This window comes from Gammaproteobacteria bacterium (assembly GCA_013214945.1).
GTDB lineage: Bacteria > Pseudomonadota > Gammaproteobacteria > Enterobacterales > Psychrobiaceae > Psychrobium.
In genome coordinates this window covers 177,760-191,267 of the sequence record JABSRT010000006.1, presented here as the reverse complement: position 1 = coordinate 191,267, position 13,508 = coordinate 177,760, and the positions used below count along the sequence as shown (strand labels likewise).

The window sequence follows — 13,508 nt, the reverse complement described above, 5'->3', positions numbered from 1 at the left end:
AAAATGCTTGATAATATATATATAGAAAACTTTAAATGCTTTAAAAAACAGAATATTCCAATGGCTCAGTTGACTCTTTTTACAGGCTTTAATGCTGCTGGAAAGTCCAGTGCTATACAAACATTGCTCCTAGGTCGTCAACTTCAAAAAAATTCAAATGGGGACTTAGCAGCCCCTCTTAATGGAGATTGTGTCAAGCTAGGTACAGTAGGTGACGTAAGGTGTCATTTTGGCTCTGATAAAGAAATCGTAATTAAATATACCACTAAGGAAAGTACATTGTCTTTATCCTTAGATGCTAGCTTACGAAATCAGAATTCATTACCATTCAAAGTAGAAGACGATAGTAATTCTTCAGAAATATACAGTAAGTTAAATGAAATCATATTCATAAGTGCCACTCGAAATGGGACATTGGATGTATACCCTGTACCGCACAGTCCCTTTCCTATTCATGCTGATGTTGGTGACTGTGGTCAATTTGCTCCTTGGTGGTTTAGTCAATATATCGATGAAGATATATCGATAAAGAAGCAAAATGGAAAGGAATCGGCAATGACCTTGAGGCGGCAGTTCAATGCTTGGGCTAACGAATTGTTCCCAGGTGCAGAAGCTTCAGTAGAAGAACTTGAAAGAGTACCCCTTGTTAAGCTTGAACTAAGAACGAGTACAAGACAACAGTTCAAGCGCCCTGCAAATATTGGTTATGGATTAACTTATGCTTTCCCTATTTTAGTAGCAGGGTTATTGGCTAAAAAAGGACAAATATTGATTGTAGATAGTCCTGAAGCTCACCTGCATCCCCTTGGGCAATCGAGAATTGGTTACTTCTTAGGAGCAATGTCTGCTGCTGGTGTTCAAGTCATTTGTGAAACTCACAGTGATCATGTCTTAAATGGTATAAGACTTGCGGTAGCTGATAACACTATTACGAATACGGATGTGGCTATACATTTTTTCCAGCCTCAAATTGGTGCCACTGAAGAGACACCTTTAATAACATCCCCACAAATAGATCCTAATGGTAGCCTTGATATCTGGCCTGACGGCTTTTTCGATCAAACGGATAAAGATTTAGCTAAACTAAATGGGTGGACTTAATTAATATGGAATGGATTCTAAATGACTTATCTTTAAAAAATAAATATGCCACAGCAGCAGACTTTCTTACCGATATTGAAGGAATTGTTAAGTTAAGGTTTACGAATAAATTAATTAATGAAAAATTATTGTGTCCAAGAAGTATTGGGAATATTGAAGTTATTAACGATAAGCTATTTTCTCAAGTTGTATTAACGGACGCACCAAGGGACTTAAAGCAGCAAATAATGATTTGGGTAAATAGAAAAGGCCCTTTCTGGTGTGATAATAGAATAGAGAATGATGATGATTATTTTGAATATAATGACATCGATGTTACTGATTTAGGCTTGGGAGAATGTGCAAGGAAATCGATTATTAAACAAAGAGTTGCCTCTTACAGTTTTTCAGGGCTTTACGACCTATCACCTTTACCTATTCAACATGGTATTCCTGAAGATAACCTCGGTACATATGATATAGAGAACCTTTGGACTACAGAGCAACTACTTGAGTCGTGCCGTGAATCGATACCTGAACCAACTACTTGGGTTGAAGCTTTAGAGCAGCTAGAACAGACATTTCCAAAATTAATATTCTCAATTCATCTTATAGAGCAAGTTGCGACACTGCCATTCAACCTGACTGTATACCAACGAATGAAAGCGCTTTGTCGAGTATTGGAAGATTACTTGGATAGTAGAAATGAAAGAGGTGAATCTACCGGTAAGACTGTAGAAATATTAAATGAACATTTTCGTGGTAGGAAAGCATGGTTTTCTGATGAAACAGATGATGACATCAGAGATTTTGAGCATCAATTGAAGTTCATTGATACTAGAGATGATACTAAGAAGAAATATAGCTTTCATGGGAAAATTAAGACCCCACAAGTGCGAGTTTACTTTGAGTGGCCGATACCGTCAGGCCAGAGAGATATTCAAATCGTTTACTTTGGCCCCAAGATTACTAAAAAATAACGACATGAGCCTATGTTCATTGCCGTGCCAGCAGTTTAGAAATATTTTGGTAGCATAAACGCACGGCACATGGTGAGGAATTCAGGTTAATCACTCAGCCCAATATGTAGTGGGTACAATCAGGGGTATACAGGCGTCAGCTTTACTTTTAACTTAATTAAATCAATGCTTTGGTTATGTGTGGGCGGCATGATGTAATCATACTGGCCTAAATACATAATAACGGCGTTATGACTGCGCTCGCATAAGAAACACTATGCAGCGCTTATCATGCCTTGTTCTAATGTATTTACCCTGCGCATGAAGTGTTATGTGCTGAAGATGAAAAAGCCTGAATAGTAATATTCAGGCTTTTTTTGTGAGCGAACGATACAGAATATTTTTAAAAATCACTGATATAAAAGTACAGGCCCCGAATTCTAGGTATATTCGTGTTTCGACAATTGAACAAAACACGGAACGCCAATTAAATATAATCCCACTAGATGAAACCTTCACTGATAAATGTAGCGGTAAAGATACAAACCGACCTGCTCTGAAGGAGCTTATAAAATTTGTTAGAAAGGATGACACTGTACATGTGCATGACATCAGCCGAATGGCTCGTAAGGTTTTACCTTGCGGGCTTTTTTGTTGCTGTTGTTTCGTGCATAACTCTTGTGCGGCATGATATAGCCACCTTTTCACCTAAGATCGCTTTTACATGGCATAAAGTTAACCGGCTCAGTCTCAATCAGATTTTTGAGCATGCACCAGTCAAAAGTGAGTCATTTTTTTGTCAAACGCCGTTATTAACAGCGGTTAATAATTATTTGAATCAAAACAAAAATTAAGCGCTAACATAATCGTCAACGGCTATTAGGGCTAACAAAGTCTATTTAAACTACAAAATCAATAATGTTGGCACTAAAGTTGCTTTTAATTACATAACATTGAAAAGAACCTGACTTTATCGGGTTTCTGACACTCAAGAAAAGGACAACCTTATGTTTAAAAGTGAAATTGTGACACATGCCGCTGCTTCTGCCGAAACGAACCGTTTGGTACTAAACAGCTTAGGTCTTGAACATGAAGGACCTATTCAATACATGGTATTAAAAAGTGACGTGGCGGGTGAAGAAATTTTCAGTGCGTTAGTTGGTGGTGAAATTGTTGGTGACGATATCAACTTAACGCCTGTTGGCACTGGCGCTTATGAAGCGTTATGTTCATTGCCTGGTCAAGAAATTCAAATGTACGCCCTAAGTGACGACGACGAAATTATGGCGCAGCAAGTGCCTGGTATTATTGAGCAGCAACGCAATGGCAGCCGTCTTTGCTTTATCAGTTCAAACCTTGTTGAACGCCAGCAACAAATAATGGATGCATTTTCATTAGTTAAGGCTAAAAACTTAGCTGCCTAGCGCTCGGTGTGACACGCTAGGGTTATAAGCCACGATCTAACTGGTGTACTAGGTTAGCTCTGTGGCTTACCTTTTAGGTTGGCTTTAAATACCTGTAATATTTGCAGCGACACTTCAATTTTCACGACCAGCGGCTGAACTTGCTTAGTTATCTCTTCCGGTGAGAGCTGTTGCAATTCTATTAAGTCTTTCGCTAGCTCTTCAGCATACGGAGTAAAGCGGTTTGCTTTCGTGCTAAATCCTAGGCTTTGATCAAAGATCGAACTAAATTTTGCCATATCTTGCTGGCGCAATTCATTAATTTTCTTGTCGGCGTCAATCGACTGACGATAGATCAGGCGAATGTTTTCTTGCAGTGCGGTAAAAAGTTGACTATGTGGCATCTTATTCTCTATAACCTATAAATTTTGCGACATTATACCTTGGGAAATAACCCAAGATCTATCGGTGTTTTGTGAGCCTCGCCACCAATTTCTCTGACTAATTTAGGAACCAAGAAGCCCGGCAGTTGCTGATGCAGCTGACGCATCATCGTGATGGCCTTAGTCTCGGGAGTATCAAAATGGCTCGCGCCAGCGACCTTATCGAGTAAGTGTAAGTAATAAGGTAATATTCCAGCGTCAAATAATGCTTCGCTCAGCTGCGCTTGCACCGCTGCACTGTCATTAATGTCTCGTAATAACACCGCCTGATTTAGCATCGTCACCCCTGCTTGTTTCAACCGCTGTACAAACTCACTGACCGTGTCATCAATTTCATTGGGGTGGTTAATGTGCAACACCATTATTAGTTTAAGCCGGCTATTACGGCACAGCTCAACAAATTGCTCGGTTATCCGCGCTGGAATAACCACCGGCAACCGGGTGTGGATCCGCACACGGGTCAAATGGGGAATCGGCTCTAGCAGCGCCATTAAAGCACTAAGCTGATCATCATTGGCCATTAACGGATCGCCGCCCGATAAGATCACCTCATTGATCTGAGGCCGCTGACCAATATAAAGTGCGGCATCTTTAAAGCCTTGCTTATTGGGGCTGTTGTCTTGATAGGGAAAATGGCGTCGAAAGCAATAACGGCAATTAACGGCACAACCCGTTCTTACCATGAGTAACACCCGGTTTTCATATTTATGTAATAAGCCAGGTAAGGGGGTCACTTGCTCGATTTGTTCAACGAGGGGATCGGCACCAAAGCCTGGCTGTTGCTCAAATTCCAACGCTGAGGTCATAACCTGTAACAAGAGCGGATCCTTGGCATTACCGCGTTGCATTCTGTTCGCAAAAGGTACCGGTACCCGCAGCGGGAATAGTTTGCGCGCAGCAAAGGAACCGAGCAGTGGTTCAGGATCAATCGCTAAATATTCCAGTAGCTTAGCAGGGTCAGTAAATGCCTGACTTAACTCTTTTTGCCAGCTAAGCTGGGGGGTGATCATATTTCGGGCTATTATCTTCATCATTTATTTTTAGATTGGTGATTAATCAGGTAGAATCTGCCAATTAATATCGTTAGCAGTAATTGACAAACTATAACAATAATGTGCTTTGTCAGTAAGGCTAGCAGTCGTAGATTAACAAAATAAATTAATTGCGCGCTGACAGACAGCTTCAAGGTTGCACGCAGTACCACTTATTTTAATGAAATAACGCTGCCAGTAACACTGCTGACTTTAAGTAAATAAAGACCTGCGACTTAAGAGAGTTATCTTTTGGGTAACAGAGCACAGATTCTGACAACATAATGAGGAAATCATGGCTACAGTTAGCACAAACGAATTTAAAAACGGTTTAAAATTCATGCTCGATGGTGAACCAACTACCATTATTGACAACGAGACAGTTAAGCCAGGTAAAGGTCAGGCCTTTAACCGCGTTAAAGTTCGTAAACTAATTTCAGGTAAAGTACTTGAAAAAACATTCAAATCAGGCGAAACAGTTGAAGTAGCCGATGTAATGGAATGTGATCTTGACTATCTGTACAGCGATGGTGAATTTTGGCATTTCATGAATGCTGAAACTTTTGAGCAAATTGCCGCAGACGCTAAAGCAATTGGCGACAATGAAAAATGGTTAGTTGAACAAGATAGCTGTGTTATTACCTTATGGAATGGCAGCCCTATTATTGTTACACCAGCAAACTTTGTTGAATTAGAAGTCACTGAAACCGATCCTGGCCTTAAAGGCGATACCGCTGGTACGGGTGGCAAGCCAGCAACCTTAAAAACTGGTGCTGTAGTTCGTGTTCCACTATTTATTCAGATTGGCGAAATCATTAAAGTAGATACTCGCTCTGGTGAATACGTATCACGCGTATCTAAATAACCTTTATCAAAAGTTCTGGTTAAATAACAACTAATTTACCTTAGTGTTAGCACAAAGCCCGCGGTTTATAACTGCGGGCTTTTTTGATTAATGCGCTAAATAAAATAGGACGCCTCATGAATTGGCAACCCTCGGCCTCAATCTCAACTCTAAAACAACGCGCCAGCATTTTAGCAAATGTTCGCCATTTTTTTGCCCAGCGCGATGTCATGGAAGTTGATACCCCAGCGATGTCACAAGCCACGGTCACTGACGTTCATTTGCAAACCTTTAACACCACTTTTGTCGGCCCAGGCGCCGCCAATGGTAAAACGCTGTATTTGCAAACGTCACCTGAGTTTCACATGAAAAGATTGTTGTGCGCTGGCAGCGGTGCCATTTATCAAATCTGTAAATCTTTTCGTAATGAAGAATCGGGCCGCTATCACAACCCTGAGTTTACCATGCTGGAATGGTATCGCCCGGGGTTCAACCATATTGACCTGATGGCCGAAATGGATATATTGCTGCAACAAGTGTTAAACACCGCGCCTAGCGACTCAATGAGCTATCAACAAGCTTTTATCGAGCATTTAGCCATTGATCCACTAACCGCTGACATTGAGCAATTGCGCCAATTAGCCATGTCGCATGATCTCGGTGATTTTGTCGCGACCGAGCAAGATCACGATACGTTATTGCAATTGTTATTTTGCTTTAAAATTGAACCTAAGATTGGCCTTGAGCGCCCGATAATGATTTATGACTTTCCGGCTTCACAAGCGGCACTCGCTCAAATTAGCCCAGCGGATCCACGAGTCGCCGAACGATTTGAGGTATATTATCGCGGTATTGAGCTGGCCAATGGCTTTCATGAGTTAGCTGATAGCGATGAGCAACATCGGCGATTCAAAATCGATAATCAAAAAAGAGTCGCTGCCGGGTTGGCACCACAGCCGATTGATTTAAACTTAATCGCGGCCTTAAACGCCGGTCTGCCCGATTGCGCAGGAGTCGCCTTGGGCATAGATCGGCTAGTGATGCTCGCGTTAGATCAAACGCACATCGATCAAGTAATCGCTTTTGAAGTGCAACGGTGTTAATTGCGACAAAATAGATCAACATTTTCACGGTTACAGAAAAAAGGCAAAAAAAACCAGCCTAAAATAAGGCCGGTACAAGGAAATGTTTTACTATCGAGATAACTAACTACAAAGATTAGTCAACGAGGTTGCTCGATAGTTCATAAAAATAACTAATTTTTACGGTTGACTGAAAAAAGGCAAAAAAAACCAGCCTAAAATAAGGCCGGAACAAGGAAATGTTTTACAACAGAGATAACTAACTACAATGATTAGTCAACGAGGCTGCGCAATAGTTCATAAAAATAACGCGTTTTTTGCATTATTTAAAAAACCATTTAAAAGTTAACATTAAGCCATTGATTACTATTGGTTACTATTAACATAATAATTAATGAGCTTGTTCCCAATTATCACCAAAACCAGCTTCAGCAATTAGCGGTACATCAAGATCAGCGGCCTGGGCCATTAGTTCGATAATTTTACTACAGAACTGTTCAACCAATTCGGTTTTGACCTCAAACACCAATTCATCGTGTACCTGCATGACCATTGACGCATCACCACTAGGTTGTTCACTTAACCAACCAGCAACCAAAATCATCGCCTTTTTAATGATATCGGCGGCAGTTCCTTGCATGGGTGCATTAATAGCGGCACGCTCAGCAGCTTTACGACGCGCGCCATTTTTGGCATTAATATCAGCCAAATACAAACGACGTCCAGCTAATGTCTCAACGTATCCTTTGTCTGCCGCTGATAGCCGAGTATTTTCCATATAATCGAGCACGCCAGGGTATTTACTGAAATAGCTGTCAATGTATTGCTGGGCTAAACCGCGTGGAATATCGAGCTGTTTGGCTAAACCAAACGCCGACATGCCATAAATTAAACCAAAGTTAACCGCTTTAGCGCTGCGACGTTGATCGGTTGTCACCTCATCAAATGGGGTATTAAATACCTCACTGGCTGTGGCTTTGTGAATATCTAAGTCATTGGCAAAGGCCGTTAACAAGCCTTTATCTTGCGATAAGTGCGCCATAATCCGTAATTCAATTTGGCTATAATCGACCGCGACAATCTGATATCCCTCAGGCGCAATAAAGGCCTGGCGGATCTTACGCCCTTCTTCACTGCGAATTGGAATGTTTTGCAAGTTAGGATCGCTTGACGACAAACGCCCTGTCGCAGTAACTGCCTGATGATACGAGGTATGAACCCGGCCAGTTTTCGCATTTATCAACAAAGGTAACTTGTCGGTATAGGTCGATTTAAGTTTACTCAGGCTGCGGTATTCTAAAATAGTCTTTGGTAACTCATAATCATGCGCTAATTCTTGCAGCACTTCTTCGTTGGTCGACGGCGCGCCTTTAGGCGTTTTCTTTAATACCGGCAGTGCCATTTTTTCATCGCTAAACAACACGTCTTGCAATTGCTTGGGTGAGCCTAGGTTGAATTCCTCACCCGCTAAGCTCCACGCCTGCTGTTCGAGCTCAGTAATGCGGGTGGCTAGATACTTGCTTTGCTCAAGCAACATGTCGGCGTCAATTAAAACCCCGTGGCGTTCAATGTCCGATAAGATCGGAATTAACGGCAACTCTATCTCATTAAACAAGCTTGCTAATTTCGGCTCAGCACTGACCTTTTGCCATAAATTTTGATGCAACCTTAGGGTGATATCAGCATCTTCAGCGGCATAAGGCCCGGCTTCAAGAATAGAAATTTGATTAAAGGTCTTTTGTTTAACGCCTTTACCTGCAACGTCTTCAAAATTAATGGTCTTGTGGCTTAAATATTTAAGCGATAAGGCATCCATGTTGTGCTTAACTGCCGTCGAGTTAAAGACATAAGACTCCAGCATGGTATCGAACTTAATACCCGCCAGTTTAATGTCATAATTGGCTAACACATTACGATCATATTTAAGGTTTTGGCCGACTTTAGCTTTTGTTGGATCTTCAAGCAGTGCTTTAAATTTCTCAAGCGCAAAGGCTAATTCTATTTGCTTAGGTGCGTCTTCGTAATCATGTGCCAACGGCAAATAGGCCGCCTCGAAGCTATCATCGCCCGTTTGAACAGCAAACGACATGCCGACAATTTCAGCCGCCATATAATCTAAGCTAGTGGTTTCTAGATCAAACGAGAATAACTCTGCATTGGTCAGTTTTTTATGCCACTGATTAAGCTGACCTAGGGTGTAAATAACCGGGTAGTTATTGGTTTTAATCGTATTGGCTGATTCGGCAGTAGCAGCGTTCTGAGTGCTCGCTTGACCACTGGCCAATAAATTACCGCCATCAATCACTTCGCTCAACCAGCGCTTAAATTCAAGCTGACCAAAGAGTCTTATTAGCTCATCTTGCTGTGGTTCAGCAATTTTAAAGTCGTCATAACCTTGGTCTAATTCAACATCAATCTTGATCGTGGCTAGGTCGTAAGACAAACGCGCCATTTCTTCATGCTCAAGCATTCGTTTGCCAATCGTTTTAGCACCACGGAAACTTAAATCAGACAGCTTATCAATGTTTTGATAAATATCATTAATCGAGCCAATGCCTTGTAGCATGCCTAACGCGGTTTTTTCACCAACTTTTGGCACGCCGGGAATATTGTCTGAACTGTCACCCATTAAGCCAAGTAAATCGATAATAAGCTCTGGTGGCACACCAAATTTGCCGATCACACCGTCACGATCCAATACCGTGTCTGTCATGGTATTAATCAGCGTGGTATTTTGATCAACTAACTGCGCCATGTCTTTATCGCCGGTACTAATTAGCGTGTGTATGCCCCGCTTGCTCGCCAACGTCGACAATGTACCAATAACATCATCGGCTTCAACACCAGCAATCGATATAAGCGGCAAGCCCATCGCACGAATAAGCTCATGTAATGGTTCGATTTGAATCCGTAAATCATCAGGCATCGGCGGTCGATTGGCCTTATATTCACTATACATGTCATTGCGGAACGTTTTGCCCTTAGCATCGAATACCACCACCATATTTGACGGTTTGTATTGCTTAACTAAACTGCGCAACATATTAATGACACCGTATACAGCGCCAGTGGCTTCGCCTTTAGAATTCGTTAAATGTGGTGGCGAAAAAAACGCACGAAACAGATAAGAGGAACCATCAACGAGAATAAAAGGGTTTTCAGGAATTGTAGCCATATTTTTTTATCGTTTTTTATCAGAAAATGAACAGGATTTTACGGCATTAAGCATGCCATATTCGACAAGGTTAGTTAACTAACTTTTATTGTTCGCTACTAAAAGTTAGCTTGACAATTTAAAGTTCTTTTAAAATAGATTAGTAAGTGAAATGTTCAACTTATTATAAATATATTCTGTGGATAACTCTGTTGAGAAGAAATTCTATTATAGCAACATCAAATAGCACAAAGCTGCATAATTTAACGCTAAATATTTGTTTTTGCTTAAGAAAAAGATAAAGAGATGAATTTTATAGTAAAAATTATTTTTTGTGGATAATAATTTTATGGCATGGAGTTTGCCTTATACGATCTTAGGGTGTTTTTAAGCCAAACTACTAACTTTAGCTAGAAATGAGACCTCGGCAGGCTCATTTATTAACCAGAATAATTTGGCAGGAGCGATAATTTACCAGAATTCGATTCGATTACCAGCTTTTATTTAATTTATTTTTATTAGCAGTCGACCGACTTAAGTTAACGATAAATTTCAAGTCTTTTTTTGATCAATTAGCAGACCAATATCACTAAATTTGCAGTTATTTTCCGCGATCCTCTCGCGACAATGCTAATGACGAGAGTTAGTCACGTTAAATACAATAATTTGAGTAAGGAAGCTTGACTGATAATTTTTAGAGAGGCAAAAAAAAGCGGCCGCAAAATGCGGCCGAAAAATAGCAATGTGAGCAATAGTCGTGTTCAAGCAAATACCAACATTCGATATTTACTCTAAAACAATCCATATAAACAGCATATAGTTTGTCAGGAGATACGTCCCTGAGAACGTGACGTAATAATAATCATTCTCATTAGCACTTGTCAACGCTTAATTCGAATTAATCACAACATATCGATCTTTTGTTAACATTTAGCGCAATATGATAGTTGCGATAACACGACTCACCTTGTTATTGGCGCTAAGCTAACAAAAAAAGCCCATCGTAATGGACTTTTTGGTTTAACCTGAGTTTTGGTTAAGGTTTTTGTAACCCCTGATACTAAACCAATACTTGGCAGCGTCGGGTTATCTGCTTAATTTTTTACAGTGCAGAATAGTACGCTGCTAAGTTTGCAATGTCAGCGTCACTTAACGGTGCGGCCATGCCATACATGACCGCAGCTTGGTTACCGGTGCGTGATTGATTTTTAAAAGCTTTTAAAGAAGCTTCAAGATAAGCAGCCTTTTGACCTTTTAAATTAGGGTAAGTTGGAATAGCTGAAACCCCTCCAGCGCCATGACAAGCGGCGCACATTGCCGCTTTTGCTTTACCGGCCGCAGCATCACCCGCTGCATTTGCTAGCATTGGCAATGATAATGCTAGTGCCAGTGCGATATAACGTTTTTTTAACATGTTTATTCTCCTGAATATTATTATGTTTTGTTTAAAACTATTGCTTAGAACTTTTACTTAGAGCTAATGTTAATAGTTATGGCTAAGAGTAATCAAAGGTTCACCTTAGCAATAAGACATTGATCAATTTTTTGTTATAATTATAAATTAATTTGTCTGTCCATATATTAATACAAATTTCGCAACAAATATTATAACTTTGGTTGCCTTGTTTTATTAATAGTCATACTCTTAAATTGATTGCCCTCACAAATTAATGCTATGACAAAACCTAATCTACAACAGTTTTATATCTCTGAAGAACAGTCAATTTATTTACTCAATCATCACGACGCCAAAAAGCTGCGCGATTGGATAGATCTTTGTCATCAGCAACTTGAGCAATTGGGTTATCGTAATCCGCAATATATTGGCAAAGGCGCTTACGGTTTTGCATTTTCGGCTTTGTCACCTGCCAATCAAAATTTTGTGTTTAAATTCTCGCGTATTACCTTGCCTGAGCATGTGCAAGACCGGCTCGAAGAAGAAGCCTTTATGCTAGAGCAAGTCAATTTTCCACTGGTGCCTAAATGCCTCGGTTATTTTAAAATCGGCAAACAACGGATATTGGCAATGCAGCAAGCCATCGGCATTGATTTAGAAAAATATTCGATCAGTCAGGGCCCGCTGCCCGCTAAAATATTAATCGATATCGCCAGCCAATTGGTCGAGATATTAATCGAGTTAAGACAACTAAAAAAACCTATTATTCATGGTGATATTAAGCCGTCTAATATTGTGTATGATCCACATAAAAATCGGGTCGGATTAATCGATTGGGGCTCATCGGTGTTCTCTCAAGTTGATACTCAAGGACAATTTTTTAATGCCAACGTGATGGAGTTAATGTCTGGTGATTTACAGCATACTAATGCCCGGCTAGGCGATGTTTATTTTATTGGCGAAGAGCAGTTAAATGGCGCGTTGTCTTCCCCGCGTTTTGATGAGCAGGGCTTGGCCGGTACGCTCTATGCGTTAGCGTCTGGCCAGTCTTGCCGCTTTGGATCGCAAGTTATTTCGGTAACGTCCCTTGGTTTGCCCAAGGAGTTTGCCATCACGCTACAAAATATGATGAGTAGCGACATCAAACTACGTCACCAAGCTGGCGATTACTTTATTAATAACATGAAGTACATGAAAAACATTGTGGTGCCAGCTGAGCAAGCATCTCCAAGCCCACCTCAATTGCCGGTATGGATTCATCCGTCAAATGAAGATCTGGAATCGGTTGTTTATACCTCTCGTAAATCATTCCTTAAAGAAGAAGCCCATTTAAGCGAGTTTGATGATATTGATGACGTTCAGCTCGATAATTATTATAAAAACTTTCTCGCGGGCATGGGCGACAACTCTAAAGCTTTTCTAGCCTCGGTTAGTCGCTTAGGTAAATTTCCGATTGTCGGCGGTTTGGCTATTCATTGGCAAGATGATGGCCTTTATATCGACTCAAATTTAAATCTTTATGATCCGTCATTACGACGCTCCTTTGGTTGCGCCGTCAATAACATGGTGAATTTGGCGCGAGCAATCGACCGTGAAGGCATTTTTAAAGCGTGTTTCTTCAACGCTAAGCAAACCCAACATATTGAGCGCGACAGTCAGGACAAGCCATACTTGCCCTATGAGCAGACCACGTTAACTTTTGATGTTCATGATCAACCCCAAATTGATGACAGCAGTCGGCTTCACTCTTATTTTGAAGATGACAAAGATCCCGATGAACAACTGGATTTACCCGATGAAATGATGGAAATTTTAGCCAAGATGAATCAGGTTCATCACACCGGCTGTATTATTTTTGAAGCGCTTGAAAAAGATTTAAAGATCCATAACTACCTGTCATTGCTCGATGGTTCGCAACAACAATATTTCCAGCAACTTATTGATAGCTTGATCGCTAAAGTACCGCTAATTAACGGCCTTGGCGTATCTGGATTTATGAAATTTCCTTACAAAGACAGTAAGTTCTTTAGCTCGCAGGCAAGGATGCAAGATAATTTCCAGCACGCCAACCCAAAATCACAAGCGAGTTAGCTTGTGATTAATAGCCAATTTCATT

Annotated in this window: 11 protein-coding genes; 7 read left to right on the top strand and 4 right to left on the bottom strand. The window is 40.7% G+C overall.

Annotated features, from left to right (window positions below; all coding sequences use genetic code 11):
* Positions 1 to 3: 3 nt before the first annotated feature.
* From HRU23_06280 to HRU23_06265, 4 genes are all read left to right on the top strand, one after another.
* Entirely contained in the window at positions 4 to 1,101 is a 1,098-nt protein-coding gene (locus tag HRU23_06280) for a DUF3696 domain-containing protein (protein ID NRA53735.1), read from the top strand.
* 227 nt (positions 1,102 to 1,328) lie between these two features.
* On the top strand, positions 1,329 to 2,060 hold the full coding sequence (locus tag HRU23_06275) for a hypothetical protein (protein NRA53734.1): 732 nt from the start codon (positions 1,329 to 1,331) through the stop codon (positions 2,058 to 2,060).
* A 397-nt stretch (positions 2,061 to 2,457) separates the two neighbouring features.
* The gene (locus tag HRU23_06270; GenBank protein ID NRA53733.1) at positions 2,458 to 2,730 is read left to right on the top strand and encodes a recombinase family protein; all 273 of its coding nucleotides are present in this window, start codon (positions 2,458 to 2,460) and stop codon (positions 2,728 to 2,730) included.
* Positions 2,731 to 3,046: 316 nt separating this feature from the next.
* Positions 3,047 to 3,463, top strand: coding sequence for a hypothetical protein (locus tag HRU23_06265; GenBank protein NRA53732.1), 417 nt, complete (start codon positions 3,047 to 3,049; stop codon positions 3,461 to 3,463).
* Between the two features lie 53 nt (positions 3,464 to 3,516).
* Here the strand turns inward: HRU23_06265 and HRU23_06260 are convergent, their stop codons facing one another.
* Positions 3,517 to 3,846, bottom strand: a complete 330-nt coding sequence (locus tag HRU23_06260) for a primosomal replication protein (protein ID NRA53731.1) — start codon at positions 3,844 to 3,846, stop codon at positions 3,517 to 3,519.
* Between the two features lie 32 nt (positions 3,847 to 3,878).
* Entirely contained in the window at positions 3,879 to 4,919 is a 1,041-nt protein-coding gene (gene epmB / locus HRU23_06255; GenBank protein NRA53730.1) for an EF-P beta-lysylation protein EpmB, read from the bottom strand.
* Positions 4,920 to 5,211: 292 nt separating this feature from the next.
* Between epmB and efp the strand changes: the two genes are divergently transcribed.
* Positions 5,212 to 5,781, top strand: a complete 570-nt coding sequence (gene efp, locus HRU23_06250) for an elongation factor P (protein ID NRA53729.1) — start codon at positions 5,212 to 5,214, stop codon at positions 5,779 to 5,781.
* A gap of 116 nt (positions 5,782 to 5,897) precedes the next feature.
* Positions 5,898 to 6,863: an elongation factor P--(R)-beta-lysine ligase gene (epmA, locus tag HRU23_06245; protein NRA53728.1), complete on the top strand. Its 966-nt coding sequence runs from the start codon at positions 5,898 to 5,900 to the stop codon at positions 6,861 to 6,863.
* Between the two features lie 370 nt (positions 6,864 to 7,233).
* Here the strand turns inward: epmA and polA are convergent, their stop codons facing one another.
* Positions 7,234 to 10,017, bottom strand: a complete 2,784-nt coding sequence (gene polA / locus HRU23_06240; protein ID NRA53727.1) for a DNA polymerase I — start codon at positions 10,015 to 10,017, stop codon at positions 7,234 to 7,236.
* 1,081 nt (positions 10,018 to 11,098) lie between these two features.
* Positions 11,099 to 11,410: a c-type cytochrome gene (locus HRU23_06235; GenBank protein NRA53726.1), complete on the bottom strand. Its 312-nt coding sequence runs from the start codon at positions 11,408 to 11,410 to the stop codon at positions 11,099 to 11,101.
* A gap of 261 nt (positions 11,411 to 11,671) precedes the next feature.
* On the opposite strand from HRU23_06235, the gene HRU23_06230 reads away from it, so the two are divergent.
* Positions 11,672 to 13,483: a phosphotransferase gene (locus tag HRU23_06230; GenBank protein ID NRA53725.1), complete on the top strand. Its 1,812-nt coding sequence runs from the start codon at positions 11,672 to 11,674 to the stop codon at positions 13,481 to 13,483.
* Positions 13,484 to 13,508: the final 25 nt, after the last annotated feature.

Bases quoted from the DNA above. Each gene is read 5' to 3' on its own strand.
- HRU23_06265 (NRA53732.1), top strand. From the start codon at position 3,047: ATGTTTAAAAGTGAAATTGTGACACATGCCGCTGCTTCTGCCGAAACG.
- efp (NRA53729.1), top strand. From the start codon at position 5,212: ATGGCTACAGTTAGCACAAACGAATTTAAAAACGGTTTAAAATTCATG.
- HRU23_06230 (NRA53725.1), top strand. From the start codon at position 11,672: ATGACAAAACCTAATCTACAACAGTTTTATATCTCTGAAGAACAGTCA.
- HRU23_06235 (NRA53726.1), bottom strand. From the start codon at position 11,410: ATGTTAAAAAAACGTTATATCGCACTGGCACTAGCATTATCATTGCCA.
- polA (NRA53727.1), bottom strand. From the start codon at position 10,017: ATGGCTACAATTCCTGAAAACCCTTTTATTCTCGTTGATGGTTCCTCT.
- HRU23_06280 (NRA53735.1), top strand. From the start codon at position 4: ATGCTTGATAATATATATATAGAAAACTTTAAATGCTTTAAAAAACAG.
- epmB (NRA53730.1), bottom strand. From the start codon at position 4,919: ATGATGAAGATAATAGCCCGAAATATGATCACCCCCCAGCTTAGCTGG.
- HRU23_06260 (NRA53731.1), bottom strand. From the start codon at position 3,846: ATGCCACATAGTCAACTTTTTACCGCACTGCAAGAAAACATTCGCCTG.
- HRU23_06275 (NRA53734.1), top strand. From the start codon at position 1,329: ATGATTTGGGTAAATAGAAAAGGCCCTTTCTGGTGTGATAATAGAATA.
- epmA (NRA53728.1), top strand. From the start codon at position 5,898: ATGAATTGGCAACCCTCGGCCTCAATCTCAACTCTAAAACAACGCGCC.